Source organism: Ruegeria sp. AF1 (assembly GCF_056542125.1).
Genome location: NZ_JBQFZG010000007.1, coordinates 26,595 through 47,664 on the forward strand (window position 1 = coordinate 26,595; position 21,070 = coordinate 47,664).

Sequence of the window (21,070 nt, forward strand, 5' to 3'; positions counted from 1 at the left end):
TTTGGTTCTGGCCTATCTTCGGGCGTGCATTTTTGGGCTAATGTTCCTGGCGTAGCCTTTGGCACCTGCCGCGGGTTCAGTACGCTGCACGGGTTGGTCCATTGCCAAAGTGACCGTCCTGAACTGCTGACTTCCTTATTCGGGCCGCACCGGGTATCGATCCCCTTTCTGATCGATCAGGATCAGCCGCTCGCCGCTGCGGACATACAGGTCGCAGCGGCTGAACCCGTTGCGGTACGCAATGCAGACGGAACCGTCATCGGCGATGGCGTAGGTTCCAAAGGCGGAATCTCCTCCCGCGTAGGTATAGGAATAGGCCCCACCGGCCGAAAACTTGGCCTGACCATCATCGTAAAAGGTCAGCGTCTGGCCTGCGAGGGCGTCAAGCTCGGCCACTGTCAGCGGGACATCGCCGGGTTTGACAGGCCAGTCGGCGGCGACAACCGGGGTGGCGGCGATGAGGGCGGAGATCAGGAAACGCGTCATGAGGCCAAGGTAGCGCGTTATGCCTGCAATCATCATAACGTTGCGGTGAGCGGTCAGGCCACCATCTGCTCGGCCTTCTTCAGATCGACCGAAACCAGCTGGCTGACGCCCTGTTCCTGCATGGTGACGCCGAACAGACGATCCATGCGCGCCATGGTCACCGCGTGGTGGGTGATGATCAGGAAACGGGTGTCAGTCTGGCGGCACATCTCGTCCAGCAGATCACAAAAACGGGTGACGTTGGCATCGTCCAGCGGCGCGTCGACTTCGTCCAGCACACAGATCGGGGCCGGGTTGGCCAGGAAAACGCCAAAGATCAGCGCGGTCGCGGTCAGGGTCTGTTCGCCGCCCGACAGCAGGCTGAGGGTCGAGAGTTTCTTGCCCGGCGGCTGACACATGATTTCCAGCCCCGCATCCAGCGGGTCATCGCTTTCGACCATGACCAGATTGGCCTCGCCCCCACCAAAGAGATGCTTGAACAGCATCGCGAAGTTCGAGTTCACCTGTTCAAACGCGGTCAACAGACGCTCGCGCCCTTCGCGGTTGAGGCTGGAGATGCCACTGCGCAGAGCTTTGATCGCCTCTTCCAGATCGGCCTTTTCACTGCTGAGCGTGTCAAATTCTTCCTGAACGTCCTTGCTGTCTTCCTCGGCCCGCAGGTTCACCGCGCCCATGGCGTCACGCTGGCGTTTGTGGCGGTTCACTTCAGCTTCCAGAGCATCCGCGGCGGGCATCTGGTCGGGGTTGACGTCCAGCTGGTTCAGCAACTGGTTCGGGGTCAATTGCTGGTCTTCGGCAATCCGTTCTGCCGCCGCAAGCACGCTTTCCTTTGCCGCTTCACTGCGCGCCTCGGCTGCGGCGCGGTTTTCGCGGGCTTCTGAGGCCAGGCGTTCGGCCTCACGCTCGGCCGTCACCACTTCGCGCAACTGTGTTTCTGCTTCGGCCAGCTTGTCAGCGGCATCGGCCCGCCGGGCTTCGGCGGCTTCGATCAACTCGTTCAGCTCTTCCCGCGCCTCGGCGATTTCGCCGGGGACGGCCATAGCCTCGGTCAGTTCCTCTTCCGAACTTTCCTTGCGCTCGGCCAGTTCCGAAATCCGTTTCTCGGCCGTTTCCAGACGGTGCCGCCAGCCGCTCAGGTCCTTGGTGACCTCCTGCGTGCGTCGGGTGCGGGCGTCGCCTTCACGGCGCAGCTCATCATGGGTCGAGCGGTGGGTCAGCATGGTGATCCGCGCTGCCTCGACCGTCTGCTTGATGTCTTCAACCTCGGCGCGGGCGCTGGCAAGATCACCTAGGTCGTTCAGCGCCGCCTCGGCCTCGCGCAGTTGCACGCGGGCGGACATGGCGTCTTCCTTGTGACGGTCTACGGCGAGGGCCAGGGTTTCCAGCTTGCCCTGCGCGAGGTTGCGATCCGCCTCGGCGCGGCTGAGCTGGCGTGCGGTTTCGGCCATGCGCTGATCGGCGGCACGGCGGGCTTCGCGCGCGCGTCGGTCGGCCTCGGTCACGTCCGCCAGTTGCCGCGACAGGGTTTCATGCGCGGCGCGGGCACCGTCGGCCTGCGCCTCGGTGCGGGCCAGTTCCTGTTTCAGCGCCTCAAGCTTGTTGAGCTGTTCCAGACGCAGCGCCGCCGCACTTGGCGCATCCTCGGCCCAGGCGCGGAACCCGTCCCAGCGCCACAGGTCGCCCGAGCGCGACACAAGACGCTGGCCCGGCTTCAACGACGCCTGCAACCGCGCGCCCTGATCCGCATCGACCAGCCCGATCTGCGCGATGCGACGGCTGAGCCTGTCCGGCCCTGACACGTGCAGCGCCAGCGGGTCGACCCCATCGGGCAAGGGTTGATCGCTGTCATAGCCTGCCACCTGAACCCAGCCGGACGGGCCGTCACCTTCAACCAGCGGCGCACGGAGGTCATCGGCCAAGGCCGCTCCCAGCGCCTTTTCAAAACCAGGTTCCACGCGCAGCAGGTCCATCACCTGCCCGCCTTCGGCCGTGTCGCGTTCCACCAGCTTGGCAAGCGCGGTGGTTTCGGCGCGGATTGCACCCAATTCGCCTTCGGCCTCGGACCGTTGCGCGCGTGCCTCGGCTTCGCGGGCTTGCGTTTCATTGCGCAACTCATCTGCGGCGGCCAGCGCCTCTTCGGCGGCCTCGGCGGCTTCGCGGGCTTCTTCCTCGCTTTCCTGCGAAGTTTCAAACGCCTCGCTGGCACGGGTCAGGGCTGTTTTGGCCTCATCCACGGCCAGCCGGGCTTTTTCCTCTTCGCCCTCAGAGCGTGCCAGCGTCTTGCGGCTGTCTTCGACCAGTCGCTGCGCCGACTGGTGGCGGGCGACCAGACGCGCCATATCTTCGGTCTGCTGCGACAGGTGGTCTTCGCGGTCCTGAAGGATCGACGCGGCTTCGCGGGCAATTTCTGCGGCTTCCGCCACCTTCGCGTCATGCCCTTCGGCAGCCTTGGCCAGTTCACGGGCTTCCCATTCCAGCCGTTCGATCATCTGGCCCGCATCGCGGTTCAGGCCGGTTTCCCGGTCGATATCCTTGCCGAGTTGATGAATGCGGCTGGTCAGTGTTTCAATGGTCTGGCGCGCGCGGGTTTCCTGATCGGTCAGTTGATCGCGCTGCACCTGCTGGCGTTGCAGGACAGCGGCGGCGATGGCCTCTTCCTCGCGCAGAGGGGGCAGGGTTTCTTCGATCCCGGCCCTTTTTGCTGCTGCGGCGCGGGCTTCGGCCTCGGCGCGGGAGGCCTCGGAAATCCGGGCCCGCAGCTTGTCTTCAGCCTGCTGGCGGGCCATGTCGGCCTCTTTCCAGCGGCGATAGAGCAGCATCCCCTCGGCCTGACGCAGCTGTTCGCCGATTTCGCGATAGCGTGCGGCCTGACGGGCCTGACGGGCCAGTTGCGCAAGCTGCCCGCCCAACTGCTCGAGCACGTCATCGACGCGGGTCAGGTTGGCCTCGGTCGCTTTCAGCTTCAGCTCGGCCTCATGCCGACGTTGATACAGCCCCGAGATCCCGGCGGCCTCTTCCAGAATGCGGCGGCGGGCGCGGGGTTTGGCGCTGATCAGCTCGGCGATGCGGTTCTGCCCCACAAGCGCGGGGGAATGGGCACCGGTCGAGGCATCCGCAAACAGCATCTGCACATCGCGCGCGCGCACATCCTTGCCGTTGGTCTTGTAGGCGCTGCCGACATCGCGGGTGATCCGGCGCACGATTTCAAGCTGGTCGGTGTCATTGAACCCCGCGGGTGCCAGACGTTCGGAATTGTCCATGGTCAGGACAACTTCGGCGAAATTGCGGGCGGGCCGTGTGGCGGCACCGGCAAAGATCACATCCTCCATCGCGCCGCCGCGCATGGATTTGGGGCGGTTTTCCCCCATCACCCAGCGCAAGGCTTCAAGAAGGTTGGACTTGCCACAGCCATTCGGACCCACCACACCGGTCAATCCGTCCGCGATGATCAGATCGGTCGGATCAACAAAGCTTTTGAAGCCGGTCAGTTTGAGCTTGCTGAAACGCAATGGCCGCGTGTCCCGTGATTCCTATGAATTGAAAGTCTGCGCAAGGGATGGGGTCCGAGTCAACGCAGTTGCGCAGGATATGGGATATCAGTGCAAGTTATCCACAACATCTTGCCGAAATGCGCAGGAACACGCGTATGTCAGTATGGGCTGCATTCAAAGACCTGATAGCCGCTGTCGCCTCCGACATTTTCGTAGATACCATAGTCGATACATTCATATCTGGGCGTCGAGACGGCAGTCAGCAGCAGCCGTTCCCCCGCTTCGCGGTCACAACCCAGAACACCAACCGTGACAGCCGCGTCGCCCAGCACGTCGAGGATCGGGCAGCCCGAAACCTGCGCCATGGCCAGCGCGGCGCGATCCCGAACAGGGCCAAGCCGCGGGGCGTATTGCGCGTTGATCCGCACCGCCTCGGCCAGATCGCCGCGCACGCGCACGTCGAACACACTGCCGTTCACCGCCACGCGGGTGGCAGGAACGTCGCGGAAATGCGGGGTCCCGGCGGCGCAGGCGGCCAGCAGAAGAGGTGCGAGAAACCGGATCATGCCGCAGAGTTGCAGCATATTGGTTAACAGAACATTTCCGGACGTCAGGCGCGCAGAACCTCGCCCAACCGGCGGATGCCTTCGCGGATCGTCGCCTCGTCCGAGTTCGAGAAGCTGAGCCGGATCGTGTTTGCCCCGCTGCCGTCTGGGAAAAACGCCTGCCCCGGCACAAAGGCCACTTTCACCGTATCCAGCGCATGCGCCAGCAGGTCAGACCCGCTGATCCCCGCCGGGAGTGTCACCCAGACGAACATACCGCCTTCGGGGCGCGTCCACGCCACCCCGTCGGGCATGTGCTGTTGCAGCGCATCCAGCATCGCATCACGGCGCGCGCGGTAAGTGTCGCGCACTTTCGGGATATGGGTGTCAAAACACGCTTCCGCGACCTGATGCACGGCCATCTGGTTGATGGTCGCCGAATGCAGATCCGCCGCCTGTTTCAGCAGAACCATCTGCGAGATGATCGGCTTAGCCGCAACCACCCACCCCATGCGCAGACCCGGTGACAGGGTTTTCGAGAAGCTGCCACAGTATATCGTCCGGCAGTTTTCGATCGACCCCTTGCGCGCCTGTTCCAGAGCCAGGATCGGCGGGATCGGATCACCGTCATAGCGCAGCGCCTGATAGGCACCGTCTTCGATCAACGCGCAGTCCAGTTCGTCGGTCAGGTCCAGCAATGCCTCACGGCCAGGGCGAGTCAGGGTTTCGCCTGTCGGGTTGGCAAAATCGGGCGACAGATAGGCGAATTTCACGGCGCCATTCCCTGCCGCAGCCCTGAATTCATCGGCCCCCTTGTTGCCATTGAGCCGGTCAAAGCGCGGCTCATAGGCGTTGAACGCGGCAAGAGCGCCCAGATAGGTGGGCCACCCGACCAAGGCCGTGTCGCCGGGGGACAGGAACAGCTTGCCCAGATAATCCAGCGCCTGCTGCGAGCCCGAGGTGATCAGGACGTTATCCATGTCACATTCCACCCCGATCTCGCGCATGTGCTGCACCAGCCACCGGCGCAGGGGCGCATAGCCTTCGCTGACCGAATACTGCAGCGCCTGCGCCTGCATGTCCGGCCCCAATGCCTGCTGAAACGCCTGCGCGAAAGCCTCAGCCGGGAAAAGCGCGGGGTCCGGAATGCCACCGGCAAACGAAATGATACCGGGCTGATCGAGCAGTTTCAGCAGCTCGCGGATTTCTGACGCCTTCATCCGGGAGGCCCGGGTGGCAAACAATGGGTGTTGGGACATGAGGCTCCTCCGATCTCATTTCGGCGCAGCCTATGCTTTATCAAATTAAAGTCAACACTTCTGACCTAATATTTCAGCGGATTTGACCGGGTATTCTTGAACAGCCCCCCTGTCCATGGTCAAATGAGTTGACCAATTTCGGAACGAACCATGCCTTTTCAGAAAGTTCAGACGGAAAAACTGTCGCTTGCGGTCGTTCGCCAGATCGAGCTGTTGATCCTGCGCGGCATCCTGCGCCCCGGTGAGCGTCTGCCGCCCGAGCGTGAGTTGGCCGAACGGATGGGCGTGTCGCGCCCGTCCCTGCGCGATGCGGTGTCCGAGCTTCAGGAACAGGGGTTGCTGACAACAAAAGCCGGGTCCGGGATCTATGTGGCCGAGGTTTTGGGGTCGGCCTTTTCGCCAGCGCTGATCCGGTTATTCAGCAGCCATGACGAGGCCGTATTCGATTACCTGTCCTTTCGCCGCGACATGGAGGGGCTGGCGGCAGAACGGGCCGCGCGGCTGGGATCAGAGAGCGACCTGAAGGTTGTTCAGGCGATCTATGACAAGATGCGGGCGGCCCATGACCGGAACGCCGCGGACCAAGAGGCGCAGCTGGATGCCGAGTTTCACATGGCCATCATCGAAGCCAGCCACAATGTGGTGATGCTGCACATGATGCGGTCAATGTATGACCTGCTGGTGCAGGGAGTGTTCTATAACCGACGGACAATGTTCCGGCAGCGCGCGACCCGCGAGGCCATTCTGGACCAGCACAGCACTATCAACGCGGCCCTTCAGGCCCGCGATCCGGCAGCCGCACGTCAGGCCGTCGAAACTCATCTGAGCTTTGTCGAACGCTGCATGATCGATCAGCAGAAGGCAGAGCGGAACGAGGCCGTTGCGCAGCAAAGGTTGCAGCACGAAACCCGTCAGGCCTAGCGCTTTCCGAAGGCCTTCCGGGAGCGGAGCTCAGGCGGCCCCGGTCTCGGCCTGGATCAGGTGTGACGGGAAAGGTGTGCCACTGCCTTCGCCCAGATCGTCATTCGGGGCGATGGTTGTCAGGGCCGGGTCGATGAACAGCCGCGCGCCCCGGTCCCTGAGGTGTTTATGCAGCATCACATGTTCGCACACGAGGTCGCCCTTTTCATCCCGGCAGGAATAGCGCAGGCCACGCAGGGCGCGTGTCTTGTACAATCCTGCGCCGCCAAAGGCGCTATCGACCGGTATCAGGGGCATATCGGACGGAATGTGATACTGGCGGTCGAAAACCGCTGATTTCAGCAGAACTTTCCGCCATTTGCGGCGCCCGAACAGGGGCTTGCGCGTTGTCCGAATTCTTTGCCAGACGTCTTCGTCGCACCAGCCTGCGCAGCGCAGGGCATAGATATCGTAATAGGCCGGTTTGGAATTGGCGAAGACACCTTCCCAGCGTGGTACGGAACGTTGTGCGGCCGTCAGAACCGTCTGAGCGTCCAGACAGACATTCGGCCCGTTCAGATCAAGCACCAATGTCAGGTCGTGACCGCTGTCGCGTTCTTCCAGCCTGTTGAGGACAGCGTTTCTGGCCGCCGTGATCCGCTCGACCCGGCCCGGCAGTCTGGAGGCCAGACCATCCATGCGGACAAGGTCCACATTCGGGTCGCGGCGCGCGAATTCGGACAGAACCCGATCCGTACGATCGGTGTTGTCGTTTGTCGCAATGGTCACGGAATAGCGGTACAAGCGGGTGGTCAGGTCTTCGATCCTGTTGATGCTTTCGATCAGCGCGGCCCCGCCGTTTCTGACCACCCCAACAATATTCATCGAAACGTTTTCGCCTGCCACGGCCCGTCTTTCCCTGTTCTTTTTGCACCCGTCGGCCCCGAGCGGGACATTCCGACCCAAAGACGGGTACAGAATCCGAGTGATGTTCCGGTCAATACAATCAGCCCCGCCCCCAAAACAAAAGACCCGACAGCGCAATGCTCTCGGGTCATCTGCGTTTTTTACCTGTCGGTGTCCCCGTCAGTGCAGCTTGGCGCCCACATCTGCGATCGAGACCTCGATCAGCTTGTTCGCCTGCGCGGCTGTCATCTGCTTGGCCAGAACCGAGCCGGCAGCGGCAATCGCAACCGAAACGGCCTGATCGCGCACGTCTTTTACAGCCGAGGCTTCGGCCGAGGCAATCTGGTCCTGCGCAGCAGCCAGACGGCGTTCGATCGACTTTTCGAGATCGACCTTCGCCTGGTCCGCAGCCAGAGCCGCGTCCTGTTTGGCCGCCTCGACAATCGCATCAGCCTGTGCCTGCACTTCACGCTGCTTGCGCTCGTACGAGGCCAGCAGGCTGCGTGCTTCTTCATGCAGGGCGCGGGCTTCGTCCAGCTCGGCCTTGATGCCTTCGGCACGGTTGTCCAGCGCACCGCCGATCATGCCCGGCACCTTGAAGTAGAACAGGACCGCGATGAAAACGATGAAGCCCAGAAGGACCACAAAGTCGGTGTTGCCAAGCGAGAAGAACGGGCCGCTTGCAGCCAGCGCGGGGCTGGCGGCACCAACGATCAGGATAAGGGCAAGAGTGTTCCGCATGTCACTTATCCTTTCATCTGCGTGTCAATGGCACTGTCGATGGCTTTGGCATCCGCCTCGCCGCCCAGCGCGGTGACCAGTTCAGCCGCCGTATCCTTGGCGACCACTTGAATGCTTTCCAGCGCACCGGCACGGATTTCGGCAATTGCCTTTTCCGATTCAGCCGCCTTTGCAGCGATTTCCGCATCCGCCCTGGCAATCGCGTCATCCAGACCAGCCTGGATTTCAGCACGGGCTTCGGCCGCGATACGCTGCGCTTCGGCACGGGCATCGGCCAGCGCCTTGTTATAGGCCTCTTCGGCCTCGACCGCTTTGGCCTTCAGATCTTCGGCCGCAGCCAGGTCATTTGTAATGGTCCCCCGGCGCTCGGCCAGGATCGCCGCGATGCGGGGCAGAGCCACGCGAGACAGGACCAGAAAGATGACGACCAGCGTAATGACCAGCCAGAAAATCTGGTTGGGGAACCAATCGAAGCAGAGCTGCGGCATCCCGATGGCAGAGCCATGCGAGTCGACGCACGCGCCAACTACTTCTTCGCTAATGGGTTCAGTCGCCATGATGTCCTCCGTCGGAACGTTGTCTTTACAACAGGTGGGCCGCTATGGCTTGGACCCACCTGCGCGTAAGGATCAGGTTCCGCAGATTAGACGGCGAACATCAGCAGCAGCGAGACCAGGAATGCGAAGATCCCCAGGGCTTCTGCGAATGCGATACCGATGAACAGGGTTGCGGTCTGCGAAGCAGCCGCCGAAGGGTTGCGCAGGGCGCCGGCAAGGAAGTTGCCTGCAACGTTGCCCACCCCGATTGCGGCTGCGCCGGAACCGATTGCTGCCAGGCCTGCGCCGATGTGTGCGAGATCGCCTTCCATGATGTTTCTCCTTACGAATTGGAAGTTTCGATGTTGGGTTGTCGGACCTTAGTGCGAAGGATGCAGCGCATCTTTCAGATAAACACAGGTCAGAATGGTGAATACGTAGGCCTGAATGAAGGCCACAAGGACCTCGAGACCATACATTGCGGTGATCGCCAGAACTGACACAGGCGAAATCAGGGAAATTGCGGCAAAGCCTGCAAACACCTTGATCACCGCGTGGCCTGCCATGACGTTACCGGCAAGACGAATGGAGTGGCTGACGGGGCGTACGAAGTACGAGATCAGCTCGATGATCGCCAGGATCGGGCGCAGCGCCAGCGGCGCGCTGGAGACCCAGAACAGGCCCAGGAACGCGGCACCGTTCTTGACGAAACCCAGAATGGTCACGGTCAGGAACACGGCCAGCGCCAGCGGGATTGTCACGGCGAAATGCGATGTGGTGGTGAACGAGGTTGGGATCAGACCCAGGAAGTTCGCGGTCACAATGAACATGAACAGGGTCATGACATAGGGGAAGAACTTGACGCCGTCCTTGCCGCAGATGTCTTCCAGCATCTTGTAGATGAAGCCATAGGCCAGTTCCGCAATCGACTGCATCCGGGTCGGGACGATGGCGCGCTTTGACGTGCTGAGAACCAGCAGGCCAAAGATCGCCACGATGGCCAGGAACAGCCACAGGGTCACGTTGGTGGGCGTGTACCAGGCAATCTCGCCACCGAACAGCGGCTTGACGATGAACTGGTCCATCGGGTGAAACACCAGGCTGCTGGCTTCTGCTGCGTGGTCTGCGCCTTCGGCGCCGTGTGCTGCGGTGGTCTCGCTTGCCACGTTCAGTCCCTCTCGTCCTTTTCGGCCTGCATATCGGCCGCTTGTTTATCTTGAACCTCTTGCGCGCTGCGGAGCATAACCTTCACGCCCGCGACAAGGCCCAGCAATGTGAACAGCACCAGAAAGATCGGGATCGTCCCGAGCAGGCTGTCCAGCCCGTATCCGATGCCAAATCCGATCCCAAGACCGGAAACCATTTCGATGACCATCCTCCAGGCAAGCTCGCCCCCGGATATGTCACTGTCAGCGCGGGCAGCCGGCTTTCTGGCCTTTTTCGCCGCCTCGATCTTGGCCTCAAGCTGCGCCATACGCTGCTTTTGGTCGTCATCGGTCACGGACGGAATCCTCGCGCTGTCTTGCGCATGGTGCTAAGGCGCGAAAGGCGCAGAGTCAACGGCGTTGATGGTGTGAAATGACGCAGGCTAATAAATTGTTTTTAAACAGTTATTTTTGGCTTGCTCGCCCGATCGAATTGCCTGCCTTTGGCCTGAGCGGCAGTAATCGCCCCAAAACCCATATTCAACCTTTTGGTTGATCTTTGCGCGCTAGCTGCGGCCACAAGCGTCGAACGAGACGTCCATCGATCAGCAAGAGCCCGGCAAAAATCGCCGCCATGCCCATCAAATGTTCGGGTTGCAGAGTTTCCCCCAGAACCCAGGTTCCAAGTATCAGGGCGGAAACCGGTGCGATCAGCGTTACGGTCGAAATGTTGGTTGGCCCGACTCTGGGCAGCAACCAGTAGAAGGCAATGAAAGCGGCCGAGGTCAGCACAAATCCGATCATCAACAACGAAAGCCATGTTTCAGTGCGCTCGATCATCGGCAAGCCTTCACGCCAAAGTGCCAAGGGTAAAATTGCCAAGGCCGCCCCTGTCAGTGCCAGGGCGACCAGCACCACCGGCTGCATGTCGCGGAAAGCCCGCGCAATGTTGACAGAAAACGCGTAACATATGGGTGCGCACAGGGTCAGCAGAACCGCCCAGAACTGAGATGTTTCGCCATTGTGCAAAATCGGGACGGACAACACGACAATCCCAATGAAGCCGCACACTACGCCAAGGGATTTCAACAGCGTCGCACGCTCGCTTCCGGGCCAAAAATGCGAAACGATGACGGCAAAGGCCGGTGTTGTCGCATTCACGATCCCTGCCACGCCGGATGCGATATGCTGCTGCCCAAGCGCATAGAACGCAAATGGAGCGGCATAGCTGAGCGCCCCGAACCCCAGCAGTCCAATGGCGCGCTCGAGTGTCAGGTGAACCGGCATACGGGCGGCAATCACATAGATCCAACAGCCCAGAGCCCCAAATGCAACCCGTCCCAACGATACGGATAGCGGCCCAAGTTCGCGCAGCAATATGGCGTTGAACATGAAAGACATGCCCCACCCGATGCCAAGGACGCAGATCACCAGCCAGTATTTCAGCGCCATAGCCGCCCCCTTTGCGCATCACCGCTGCACAGTGACGTGATAGGGTAAATTGTCAAACGGGTTCTCGCCCATTAGGAAAGACCCATGTCCAACGATCTCGACACCGTGTTCGCGGCCCTTGCCGACCCCACCCGCCGCGCCATTCTGGCGATGCTGCTGGAGGACGATATGGCCGTGACGGATGTCGCCGAGCCGTTCGAGATGTCGCTGGCGGCGATCTCGAAACATCTGGTCATCCTGACTAAAGCCGGGCTGATATCACAGGAAAAGCGCGGCCGGGTGAAGTGGTGCAAGCTGGAACCCGACGCGTTGCGCACTGCTTCGGTCTGGATGCAGGGGTTCGGTCAGTTCGAACCCATCAACCTGGATGCGTTCGAACGGTTTCTGGAAGTCGAGCTTCCGATCTCGGATGAGGCCTAGCGCACGACGAAAACCGACATGCTGGCATGTTTGGCCAGATATCCGGCGTGGCTGGAAAAGATGTAGTCGGTGATCCGGGGCGCGTGGGTGCCCACGATGATCAGGTCTGCACCAATCTCTTCCGCCGCGCGGGTCAGGTCGCTGTCCACTTCGGCAGCAACATCAACCGAGTGTATCTTGCGCACCGCGACCTCGCCCGCGCCTTCTGATACAAGCTGTTCGGTGAAGTCGGCCAGTTGCTTGTCTATCTCGGCCTCGGTTTCCGAGGATGCACCCATATGGGCCCCGCTGACACTGACCAGAGTGATCTTGGCGCCTTGCCATTTTGCCACCTGCGCGGCGACATCTGCGGCCTTGCGAACCTCGGGCGGCAGGTGGCGGTCAATCGGCAGCATGATATGTTTGAACATAATCTCCTCCTTTTGTCCGCCTTCCAAGGTAGTCCTGAGACCAAGGGCCTGCCTTGATCTGGCTCAACAGATTCTGCTTTTGGAATTCGTGGGCAATCTGTACCGGTTTCAGACCGGGAGCGGCGTTACTCAGCTGCCCGGCGTTGGGGAATGGAGCGCGGGGCCTCTTCTTTCAGCAGCATCAGCAGCGCAATGACCGTCAGCGCCACACCGCCCAGGATCAATCCCGTCGGGACAGGTTTGCCCAGCGCGATTTCCCACAGGATCACCCAGCTTGGCACCAGATAGGTATAGGCCATGACCTTGGCCGACGGCAGCCGGAGCGAGGAGAATTGCACCAGAACGAAACTGGCCGCTGTTGCGAAGAACGAGATATAGAACAACCCGATCCAGACGATGGCGGGAAGAGCTGCCCAATCGGTTGCCTTCAGGTCAGACCAGCCGAACAGGACCAATAACAGGCACCCGGCAACCAGCGTACCGAACGTGAACACGACGGCAGGTTCTCCGCGGTTCAGTCTGCGGATCATGGGGGTGTAAATCGCGTGCGCGACGCATCCCCAGAAATAGATGACCTCGCCCTCGCCGATCTGGAAGGCGCGGAACATCTGCCAGTCGGCCCGAAAGATCACCCACAGCGCCCCAATCGCACCGATGGACAGGGCTATTGCCATGCGCGGCGTGGTGATCTGGCGCAGCAGGACCCAGCCCGCAATGGCCGAGACAACGGGGGTCAGGGTGAAAACCGCGGCAGCGCTGACCGGCGGGGCGGTTTGCAGCCCGTAAAACATCAGGACAAAGTAGGTGGCGAACAACCCGCCCAGCACCAGATACCGCCAGGGCGCCTGCGCGGCACTGCGGGGCAGACCGGTTGTTGCCAAGGCCGCCACACCAATCACCACAGCCGCGAAGGCAAAGCGCACCGCATTCAAGGCAGCAGGGGCAATTTCGTTGGCAATCATCGACCCAAGCGAGAAACTGCCTGCAACAAGTGCCGAAAAAGTCAGCATGGCCAGATGGCCGCGCATCTGCGGATTCATGGGCACCAGCCTTTGGAGGCCTCTTTCAGAAAACTCAGGAACGTTTGCACCTTGGTGGTTCGGTGCAGGTCCACATGGGTCACCAGCCACAGGTTGCCGAACCATTCCGGAAGCGGGTCGATCACTTCGACCAGAGTGTCATGACGGGCGGCCTCCCAACGGGCCATGAAGCCGATACCGGCCCCAGCCAGAACGGCCTCGCGCATACAGAAATTGTTGGTGCAGCGAAAGGTAATGCGGTCGGCGGATACCGTGTTGCGCAGCCACCGGGTGAACGGCGCTCGGCTGCCTTCATCGTCAGAGCTGACGAAGTGGTGGTTCCCGAAATCCTCGATGCCCGAAGGTTTGCCGTGCCGTTCGATATAAGAGGTGCTGGCATAGAGGCCGACTTCTTCCTGCCGGAAGGGTTGCACAACGTTGTCGGGCTGATCCGGGGCTGATCCCGCGCGGATTGCAACATGCGCCTCGCCATATTCCAACCGGAACAGGCGGTCTCCGGTCAGGTAGCGCACGATCAGCTCGGGGTGCATCTTTTGAAACTCGGTCAGCGTCGGCACCACCAAAGGCGCGATGGAGCCCAGCGAAGTCACCACCAGTTCACCCGATACATCGTCACCGCGCCCCTTCATCCGGCCGACAAGCTGGTTGAACTGGTCTTCGGTGGCCTGCGCCACGCGCAGCAAATCGTCGCCCGCTTCGGTCGGGGTATATCCCCGCGCGTGGCGCTGGAACAGTTTGACACCCAACCGGGCCTCGATCGCGTCGATGTGGCGGATCACTGTGGCGTGGTGCACGCCCAGAACCTCGGCCGCGCCGCTGACGGTTCCCATGCGCGCCACCTGATAGGCGGTCCGCACCTCATCCCAATTGTCCATCGTCACACCGTTCTGTGCAATTTCTAACAATAGCTGTTGATGTATCCGAGTTTTGTTCGCAAACGCAACAGCCATATTGGGATCAGAACAAGATTTCCCTGACCTAAAGGACCCGAAAAATGGCTAAAACCATCCTGCATATCGACGCCTCTGCCCGCCGCGCGGGTTCGACCACCCGCGACCTGTCTGACCGCATTGTCCGGCAGTTGGGTGCCGCCCGCATCGTCCGCCGAGATCTGGCCACCCCCCTGCCCCTGCTGACCGAAGACTGGATCGCCGCCAACTTTACTCCGGCCGAGCAGCGCGACGACCTGCAACGCGACCGGCTGGCCCTTTCGGACGCGCTGGTGACCGAATTGCAAGAGGCTGATACCATCGTTATCGGCCTGCCGATCTACAACTTCTCGGTCCCCGCTGCATTCAAGGCCTGGATCGACCTGGTCGCCCGCGCGGGCCTGACCTTTTCCTATTCGGAGAACGGCCCAAAAGGGTTGCTGGAGGGTAAACGCGCCATTCTGGCAATCGCGTCGGGCGGTACCGCTGTCGGATCCGAGATCGACTTTGCCACCAACTATGTGCGTCACGTTCTGGGCTTTATCGGCATCCATGATGTAGCGATCATCGCCGCGGATCAGATGGCGGTGAACCCCGAAGCCGCGCTGGAAAGCGCCAAAAAGGCGGTAACAGAACTGGCGGCCTGATCGCCACTGGTCAATAAGCCCTGAAACGTCCAGTCTGCTGGTCAGATGGAACTGGCGGACTGGATGGCGCGCATGAAGAAGATCGGAATTCTTGGCGGTGTGGGCTGGGCGTCGACCGTGGACTATTACAGGGCGATTGCCGAGGGTGCCGGGCGTTACTTTGCGGCGCGCGGCCACGGCGCGCCCCTGCCGATCCCTACCATGACCATCGAATCTGTCACACAGGCCAGGACCCGCGCCCTGCGGGGTGTCGCAGGGGACGAAGCCAGCTGGGCGGCGTTTGATGCGGTGTTTCGCGACGCGCTGCTGACGCTGGAGCGTGCAGGATGCGATTTTGGCATCATAGCGTCCAACACCCCACACGCGCGGCTGCACGCGATCAGACAGGGTGTTTCCATGCCCATTCTCAGCATTTTCGACGCGACGGCAGAGGCCACGGCCAACACAGGCGTGTCTAACGCATTGGTGCTTGGAACAACCGTGACGATGCAGGCCACCAACTATGCGGATCGTCTGGCGGCCGAGGGCATCACTGCGAATGCGCGGCTGCCCGACCCCGAGATTTCCGAGATGCAGGCCATGATCGACAGTGATTTCTACGGTGGTGCCTCTGATGCAGCGCGCGCAAGGTTGCTGGCCTTTTGCAACAAACATGCCCGTCCCGGAACCGCCATTCTGCTGGCCTGTACCGAGTTGCCGCTTGCCTTTCCAAACCATCTGGATGACCCGGTATTCGAGGCCGACGGGCACCTGTTCATCAACCCGTCCGCCGCGCATGTCGCCGCCGCGCTGAAACTGGCGCTTGAGTGATCAGGGCAGCCACGTAACGGTGCAACCGATGCGATCGAAGAACGCCATCACGTCGGATTGTTTCATCACAACGGTACGGTCATTGACCAACGGGTGCATATAAATCACATCGGCCCCTTGGGCGGCAGCGTCCATGAAGAACTGCACATCGTTCTGCACACCGTTGATCATCGCCAGCGGGCTGACCGCGCCGGGGCGAATACCAAGGTTCTGCAACAGCCGGTCTGCCGAACCGAAAGACAGGGTGCCGACACCCAGTTCTGCGCCCAGCGCCTTGAGGTCGATCTCGCGACTTTGTTCCAGCGTCACCAGGTAGTTGCGCTTTTTCTTGTCGCGCAGGTACAGGTTCTTGACCCGCAACGCTTTCTCGCCCGGCACCATGAACCGGCCTTCTACGGCCTTGGAGTCCTCGACCGTGCGCAAGGGAACATGGGTGTGCAGGCGGTAGGGCAGCCCCCAATCATCCAGCTGCGCCAACAGCGCGTCAGAACTGAGCGGTAATGTATCCTGAAATGTGGATGATGCGTCCATGGGATATCTCCGAAATGTTCAACGGCACTTGGCCTAACTGCGCCAAAATGGCAAGAACGAGACGAACCTGACGCTTTGAAGATCAATTTTCATGAAGATCATCAGAAACAACCCCGATCATTTGATAATCTTGCACAGACCGTGGGGGCGGAGCCTGTTTATATTGATCGTTTTCCTCATTTTCGCCGGATCCGCGATCAGCCAACAGATACAGGAGGAACCGGGATATCTTGAAATTCTCAAAACGCTCTCAATCCCGATTGTTGTTATTGTGGTATTGTCCCTCGAAGTTGTACAAAAGATGCAGATCATCCTGGATCGCACAACTGACACCTTGAAAATCCAACGTCGCACTCTGTTGGGCTATCGTGTCGAATCACACAAACTGTCAGACTTTAGATGCGCCGAAATGCAAGACAATGGTGGAAGTATTGGCGAAATAGCCACGCGTCCGGTTCTACATTTTGTGCATTCAGACGGTACAAGCTCAATTCCATTATTCGCCAGTTACACGAAATGGGGATCGAGCGCATTTGACGCGATCCAAACCCTGAACGCATGGAATGACGCCCGCACAGTTGACTCTGACAGCCAATCGGCCTAATGCCACCGCCAAACATCCGGAAGCGTCTTGATCTTCCGGTCCCTTGAGTCGTTCAGGGATCGCCCCCCACCAGCGAGTTTCGCCCGTGGGGGCGTTTGTGCATTTAACCGACGCATCCTATCTAGGACGCGCCATCAGATAACCGGCTAAGGAGGCCGAAGGCATGTTTGAAAATCTATCCGAACGCCTTTCCGGCGTCTTTGACCGGCTGACCAAACAGGGTGCCCTGTCTGAAGAAGACGTCAAGACCGCCCTGCGCGAGGTCCGCGTTGCCCTGCTTGAGGCGGACGTCTCGCTGCCGGTGGCGCGTGAATTCGTCAAGAAGGTGCAGGACCAGGCGACCGGTCAGGCGGTGACCAAGTCGATCACCCCCGGTCAGCAGGTCGTCAAGATCGTGCATGACGCGCTGGTCGATACCCTGCGTGGCGAGGAAGACCCCGGAAAGCTGAAGATCGACAACCCGCCTGCCCCGATCCTGATGGTCGGTCTGCAGGGTTCGGGTAAGACCACCACCACCGGTAAACTGGCCAAGCGCCTGAAAGAGAAAGAGGGCAAGAAGGTCCTGATGGCCTCGCTCGACGTTTATCGCCCGGCGGCGATGGACCAGCTGGCGGTTCTGGGCGCGCAGGTCGGCGTTGACACACTGCCGATTGTACCGGGCCAGAAACCCGTCGACATCGCCAAGCGCGCCAAGCAGCAAGCCACATTGGGCGGCTATGACGTCTACATGCTGGATACCGCCGGTCGCCTGCATATCGACGAAGTGCTAATGGGCGAGGTCGAACAGGTCCGCAACGCGGTTGACCCGCGCGAGACCCTGCTGGTGGTTGACGGCCTGACCGGTCAGGTCGCCGTTGAGGTGGCCGAAGAATTCGACGCCAAGGTCGGTATCTCGGGCGTGGTCCTGACCCGGATGGACGGGGACGGGCGCGGTGGTGCGGCGCTGTCTATGCGCGCGGTGACTGGCAAGCCTATTCGCTTTGTCGGTCTGGGCGAGAAGATGGACGCGCTGGAGACCTTCGAGCCGGACCGGATCGCCGGACGTATTCTGGGCATGGGCGACATCGTTGCCCTGGTCGAAAAAGCCCAGGAAACGATGGAGATGGAACAGACCGAGCGCATGATGAAGCGCATGGTCAAAGGTCAGTTCAACATGAATGACCTGAAGATGCAGCTGGAACAGATGATCCAGATGGGCGGCATGCAGGGCATGATGGGCATGATGCCGGGCATGGGCAAAATGGCCAAGCAGATGGATCAGGCGGGTCTGGACGACAAGATCCTGCGCCAGCAGATCGCCTTGATCCAGTCCATGACCAAACGGGAGCGCGCCAACCCGCAGCTGCTGCAAGCCAGCCGCAAGAAACGGATTGCAGCCGGTTCGGGGATGGAGGTCAGCGACCTCAACAAGCTGCTCAAGATGCACCGGCAGATGTCGGACATGATGAAAAAGATGGGCAAGATGGGCAAAGGCAAGATGCTGAAACAGGCCATGAAGGGCATGTTCGGCAAAGGTGGTCCCAGCCCCGAAGACATGGCTGCCGGCATGGACCCCAAGGCACTGGAACAGGCGGCCAAAGCGATGGGCGGCAAGATGCCCGGCGGTCTGCCTGGTCTGGGCGGCGGCATGGGGCTGCCTCAGGGCCTGAGCGGGTTTGGCAAGAAGAAGTAATGAACGCCATCGCCCAACATATCCCCCGACTTGAAACCGAGCGCCTGATCCTGCGCGCGCCGTCCGAGGCTGATCTGGACGCCGATACCGCGTTTTTTGCCAGCGATGCGGCGAAGTTCGTCGGTGGACCACTGCGCCGGGATGAGGTTTGGCGACTGATCGCTTCGCTGCTGGGCCACTGGTCCCTGCGCGGTTACGGGTTCTGGAGTGCTGAGGAAAAAGCCTCGGGCACTTATGTCGGGCGGATCGGGCTTTGGTGCCCCGAAGGCTGGCCCGAACCCGAGATCGGCTGGACACTGATGAACCACGCCACCGGCAAGGGTTACGCGACCGAGGCGGCACTGGCCGCACGTTCCTATGCGTATGATGTTCTGGGGTGGGAAACGGCGATCTCGCTGATTGATCTGGACAATCATGCCAGCAAGGCGGTGGCGAAACGGCTGGGCGCGCAGTTCGAGTATCACTATGACCACCCCAAATTCGGCAGGTCCGAGATCTGGCGGCACCCCGCGCCTGCGGATCTGGTGAATGGCGGGATGGAGGCCTACGCATGACCGCGTTCACCATCCCCACCGTTGAAACCGAACGTCTGATCCTGCGCGCGCCGCATCTGGATGATCTGCCTGCGCTGACCGCATTCTTTGCAACCGAGCGCAGCCATATGGTAGGCGGCCCCCGGGACGCGCTGGAAAGCTGGGGCATGTTGGCCAGACGCCTTGGGCACTGGGCGTTGAAAGGATTTGGCCTTTGGCACCTGACCGAGAAATCCAGCGGTCGGTTCGCAGGCGGCGTCGGCCTGATTGACGCCCCCGGCTGGGACGAGCCTGAACTGGGCTGGACCGTGATGGAAGATTTCGAAGGCAAAGGCTTTGCCTACGAGGCGGCGCTTGCCGCCCGGTCCTATGCGGCGCGGCATCAGGGCCTGAACGGGGTGATTTCGTATATCGCCCACGAAAACGACCGTTCGCGCGCTTTGGCCGAGCGGTTGGGTGCAACGCTGGAGCGTGACAATGCCGAACTGCTGGGCCAGTCCTGCCAGGTGTGGCGGCACCCCAAGATTGACGTTTCGACAGCCGAAAGGACCGGCCAATGAACAACCCCGTGACACGCGCGGCTGCATTGCTGAAAGAGCATCGCGAAAGCATCGACCGGCTGGATGCGATCCTTGTCTATACGCTGGGCGAGCGGTTCAAACACACACAGGCCGTTGGCAAGCTCAAGGCCGAACACAACCTTCCCCCGTCCGATCCCTCGCGTGAGGCCACGCAGATCGCACGGCTTGAAGACCTGGCGAAAGAGGCCGATCTGGACCCCGATTTCGCCAAAGCTTTTCTGAATTTCATCATTCAGGAAGTCATCCGACACCACAGGAAACACCAAGGGTGAACCAGAGGTTCAGCAAGTTGAAAGTGAACCAGAGGTTCAAAAAACACCAGAATTAACCGGAAAAGACACCGGCCAATCAAATACACGCCTCCGGCGTGATGCCATTCAAAGGAGATACCACCATGGCAATGAAAATTCGTCTCGCCCGCGCAGGCTCGAAAAAACGTCCGTTTTACCGCATCGTGGCGGCTGACAGCCGGATGCCGCGCGACGGCCGTTTCATCGAGAAACTGGGCACCTACAACCCGCTGCTGCCGAAAGACAGCGAAGAGCGTGTGAAAATGGACATGGAACGCGTTCAGCACTGGCTGGATCAGGGCGCCCAGCCCACCGATCGTATCGCGCGTATGCTGGAAGCAGCCGGCACCCGTGACAAAGCCGAGCGCAACAACCCCAACAAGGGTACCCCGGGCAAGAAAGCTCAGGAACGCGCGGAAGAGAAAGCTGCAAAGGCTGCGGAAGCTGCCGAAGCGGCTGCTGCACCGGCTGAAGAAGCGGCTGCAGAAGAATAAGCAGGCCGAAGCGTGCGGGATCAGACCTTTACTGACGCATTTCGCACGCAGTTCGATCTGTTGTTGCGGCTCCGACGCGATGTGCGCCGGTTCCGCGGCGACGCGGTAGACGAGGCAGTGCTTTCGCGCTGCCTCGACGCGTTTCGGCTGGCCCCGTCGGTGGGGTTGAGCGAGCCGTGGCGCGTGATCCGCGTCGAAAGCGCGGCGGCCCGGGCTGCGGCGCTAAGGAATTTCCAAACCGCCAATGATGATGCCCTGGCGGGCTATTCCGGCGACAGGGCGCAGCTTTACAGCCGCCTGAAACTGTCGGGGATGCAGGAAGCGCCGGTGCAACTGGCCGTCTTCTGCGACGACAGTACCGACAAGGGGATGGGTCTTGGCGCGGGCTCGATGCCCGAGATGCGGCGCTATTCCGTGGTCTCTGCGATCACCCTGTTCTGGCTGGCCCTACGGGCAGAGGGGCTGGGGCTGGGCTGGGTATCCATTCTGGACCCCGAACAGATGGCGCGCGATCTGGATGTGCCGGGCAACTGGCGTCTGATCGGGTATTTCTGTGTCGGATGGCCGGAACAGATATCTGACACCCCCGAACTTGAGCAGGTTGGCTGGGAAAACCGGGCCGACAGCCTGAAGATCGAAACAAGGTAG

At 60.9% G+C, this 21,070-nt stretch carries 26 protein-coding genes; 11 read left to right on the top strand and 15 right to left on the bottom strand.

Features of this window, described 5'->3' with window-relative positions:
• Window positions 1-135: 135 nt before the first annotated feature.
• The 4 genes from ACR0BK_RS11515 to ACR0BK_RS11530 form a co-directional block, all read right to left on the bottom strand.
• Window positions 136-486: a hypothetical protein gene (locus ACR0BK_RS11515; protein ID WP_480494786.1), complete on the bottom strand. Its 351-nt coding sequence runs from the start codon at window positions 484-486 to the stop codon at window positions 136-138.
• A 53-nt stretch (window positions 487-539) separates the two neighbouring features.
• Window positions 540-3,995, bottom strand: a complete 3,456-nt coding sequence (locus ACR0BK_RS11520) for a chromosome segregation SMC family protein (RefSeq protein ID WP_480473900.1) — start codon at window positions 3,993-3,995, stop codon at window positions 540-542.
• Between the two features lie 140 nt (window positions 3,996-4,135).
• The gene (locus tag ACR0BK_RS11525) at window positions 4,136-4,543 is read right to left on the bottom strand and encodes a hypothetical protein (RefSeq protein ID WP_480483776.1); all 408 of its coding nucleotides are present in this window, start codon (window positions 4,541-4,543) and stop codon (window positions 4,136-4,138) included.
• A 44-nt stretch (window positions 4,544-4,587) separates the two neighbouring features.
• Window positions 4,588-5,781: an aminotransferase-like domain-containing protein gene (locus ACR0BK_RS11530; protein WP_480554740.1), complete on the bottom strand. Its 1,194-nt coding sequence runs from the start codon at window positions 5,779-5,781 to the stop codon at window positions 4,588-4,590.
• 150 nt (window positions 5,782-5,931) lie between these two features.
• On the opposite strand from ACR0BK_RS11530, the gene ACR0BK_RS11535 reads away from it, so the two are divergent.
• The gene (locus ACR0BK_RS11535; protein WP_267365974.1) at window positions 5,932-6,702 is read left to right on the top strand and encodes an FCD domain-containing protein; all 771 of its coding nucleotides are present in this window, start codon (window positions 5,932-5,934) and stop codon (window positions 6,700-6,702) included.
• A 30-nt stretch (window positions 6,703-6,732) separates the two neighbouring features.
• On the opposite strand, the gene ACR0BK_RS11540 is transcribed toward ACR0BK_RS11535, so the two are convergent.
• The 7 genes from ACR0BK_RS11540 to ACR0BK_RS11570 form a co-directional block, all read right to left on the bottom strand.
• Window positions 6,733-7,566 carry a hypothetical protein gene (locus tag ACR0BK_RS11540; protein WP_480554741.1) on the bottom strand — a complete coding sequence of 278 codons (834 nt, stop codon included), beginning with the start codon at window positions 7,564-7,566 and terminating at the stop codon, window positions 6,733-6,735.
• A 201-nt stretch (window positions 7,567-7,767) separates the two neighbouring features.
• Window positions 7,768-8,328 (bottom strand): F0F1 ATP synthase subunit B, encoded by a 561-nt coding sequence (locus tag ACR0BK_RS11545; RefSeq protein ID WP_480494680.1) that lies wholly within the window; start codon window positions 8,326-8,328, stop codon window positions 7,768-7,770.
• Window positions 8,329-8,333: 5 nt separating this feature from the next.
• Entirely contained in the window at window positions 8,334-8,885 is a 552-nt protein-coding gene (locus tag ACR0BK_RS11550; protein ID WP_480494682.1) for a F0F1 ATP synthase subunit B', read from the bottom strand.
• A gap of 86 nt (window positions 8,886-8,971) precedes the next feature.
• Window positions 8,972-9,196: a F0F1 ATP synthase subunit C gene (locus tag ACR0BK_RS11555; RefSeq protein WP_005981269.1), complete on the bottom strand. Its 225-nt coding sequence runs from the start codon at window positions 9,194-9,196 to the stop codon at window positions 8,972-8,974.
• A gap of 48 nt (window positions 9,197-9,244) precedes the next feature.
• Window positions 9,245-10,030, bottom strand: a complete 786-nt coding sequence (locus tag ACR0BK_RS11560) for a F0F1 ATP synthase subunit A (protein ID WP_267366759.1) — start codon at window positions 10,028-10,030, stop codon at window positions 9,245-9,247.
• A 2-nt stretch (window positions 10,031-10,032) separates the two neighbouring features.
• On the bottom strand, window positions 10,033-10,365 hold the full coding sequence (locus ACR0BK_RS11565) for an AtpZ/AtpI family protein (RefSeq protein ID WP_480473911.1): 333 nt from the start codon (window positions 10,363-10,365) through the stop codon (window positions 10,033-10,035).
• 184 nt (window positions 10,366-10,549) lie between these two features.
• On the bottom strand, window positions 10,550-11,461 hold the full coding sequence (locus ACR0BK_RS11570; protein ID WP_480554742.1) for a DMT family transporter: 912 nt from the start codon (window positions 11,459-11,461) through the stop codon (window positions 10,550-10,552).
• 84 nt (window positions 11,462-11,545) lie between these two features.
• On the opposite strand from ACR0BK_RS11570, the gene ACR0BK_RS11575 reads away from it, so the two are divergent.
• Window positions 11,546-11,881, top strand: a complete 336-nt coding sequence (locus ACR0BK_RS11575) for an ArsR/SmtB family transcription factor (RefSeq protein WP_480473915.1) — start codon at window positions 11,546-11,548, stop codon at window positions 11,879-11,881.
• Here the strand turns inward: ACR0BK_RS11575 and ACR0BK_RS11580 are convergent.
• The 3 genes from ACR0BK_RS11580 to ACR0BK_RS11590 form a co-directional block, all read right to left on the bottom strand.
• Window positions 11,878-12,291, bottom strand: a complete 414-nt coding sequence (locus ACR0BK_RS11580) for a universal stress protein (RefSeq protein ID WP_480473917.1) — start codon at window positions 12,289-12,291, stop codon at window positions 11,878-11,880. The two genes, ACR0BK_RS11575 and ACR0BK_RS11580, sit on opposite strands and share 4 nt — an antisense overlap.
• 125 nt (window positions 12,292-12,416) lie before the next feature.
• The gene (locus ACR0BK_RS11585; protein ID WP_480473918.1) at window positions 12,417-13,331 is read right to left on the bottom strand and encodes a DMT family transporter; all 915 of its coding nucleotides are present in this window, start codon (window positions 13,329-13,331) and stop codon (window positions 12,417-12,419) included.
• Window positions 13,328-14,206 (bottom strand): LysR family transcriptional regulator, encoded by an 879-nt coding sequence (locus tag ACR0BK_RS11590; RefSeq protein ID WP_480554844.1) that lies wholly within the window; start codon window positions 14,204-14,206, stop codon window positions 13,328-13,330. Before ACR0BK_RS11590 ends, ACR0BK_RS11585 begins: the two co-directional genes overlap by 4 nt.
• Before the next feature lie 119 nt (window positions 14,207-14,325).
• Between ACR0BK_RS11590 and ACR0BK_RS11595 the strand changes: the two genes are divergently transcribed.
• Both ACR0BK_RS11595 and ACR0BK_RS11600 read left to right on the top strand, forming a co-directional pair.
• A complete protein-coding gene (locus tag ACR0BK_RS11595) occupies window positions 14,326-14,907 on the top strand; it encodes an FMN-dependent NADH-azoreductase (protein WP_480554743.1) in 582 nt (193 codons plus the stop codon).
• A gap of 72 nt (window positions 14,908-14,979) precedes the next feature.
• On the top strand, window positions 14,980-15,717 hold the full coding sequence (locus tag ACR0BK_RS11600; protein ID WP_480554845.1) for an aspartate/glutamate racemase family protein: 738 nt from the start codon (window positions 14,980-14,982) through the stop codon (window positions 15,715-15,717).
• On the opposite strand, the gene ACR0BK_RS11605 is transcribed toward ACR0BK_RS11600, so the two are convergent.
• Window positions 15,718-16,248, bottom strand: a complete 531-nt coding sequence (locus ACR0BK_RS11605) for a prolyl-tRNA synthetase associated domain-containing protein (RefSeq protein WP_480554744.1) — start codon at window positions 16,246-16,248, stop codon at window positions 15,718-15,720.
• Between the two features lie 91 nt (window positions 16,249-16,339).
• Between ACR0BK_RS11605 and ACR0BK_RS11610 the strand changes: the two genes are divergently transcribed.
• From ACR0BK_RS11610 to bluB, 7 genes are all read left to right on the top strand, one after another.
• Window positions 16,340-16,852 (top strand): hypothetical protein, encoded by a 513-nt coding sequence (locus tag ACR0BK_RS11610; RefSeq protein WP_480554745.1) that lies wholly within the window; start codon window positions 16,340-16,342, stop codon window positions 16,850-16,852.
• A 163-nt stretch (window positions 16,853-17,015) separates the two neighbouring features.
• On the top strand, window positions 17,016-18,524 hold the full coding sequence (ffh, locus tag ACR0BK_RS11615) for a signal recognition particle protein (RefSeq protein WP_480554746.1): 1,509 nt from the start codon (window positions 17,016-17,018) through the stop codon (window positions 18,522-18,524).
• Complete coding sequence (locus tag ACR0BK_RS11620; RefSeq protein ID WP_209506125.1) at window positions 18,524-19,078, top strand: GNAT family N-acetyltransferase; 555 nt, start codon at window positions 18,524-18,526, stop codon at window positions 19,076-19,078. The genes ffh and ACR0BK_RS11620 overlap by 1 nt, the downstream gene beginning before the upstream one ends.
• The gene (locus ACR0BK_RS11625; protein WP_267365321.1) at window positions 19,075-19,617 is read left to right on the top strand and encodes a GNAT family N-acetyltransferase; all 543 of its coding nucleotides are present in this window, start codon (window positions 19,075-19,077) and stop codon (window positions 19,615-19,617) included. Before ACR0BK_RS11620 ends, ACR0BK_RS11625 begins: the two co-directional genes overlap by 4 nt.
• Complete coding sequence (locus tag ACR0BK_RS11630; protein ID WP_209506121.1) at window positions 19,614-19,910, top strand: chorismate mutase; 297 nt, start codon at window positions 19,614-19,616, stop codon at window positions 19,908-19,910. The genes ACR0BK_RS11625 and ACR0BK_RS11630 overlap by 4 nt, the downstream gene beginning before the upstream one ends.
• 122 nt (window positions 19,911-20,032) lie before the next feature.
• The gene (gene rpsP / locus ACR0BK_RS11635) at window positions 20,033-20,422 is read left to right on the top strand and encodes a 30S ribosomal protein S16 (RefSeq protein ID WP_209506119.1); all 390 of its coding nucleotides are present in this window, start codon (window positions 20,033-20,035) and stop codon (window positions 20,420-20,422) included.
• Between the two features lie 12 nt (window positions 20,423-20,434).
• Window positions 20,435-21,070, top strand: a complete 636-nt coding sequence (gene bluB / locus ACR0BK_RS11640) for a 5,6-dimethylbenzimidazole synthase (RefSeq protein WP_480554747.1) — start codon at window positions 20,435-20,437, stop codon at window positions 21,068-21,070.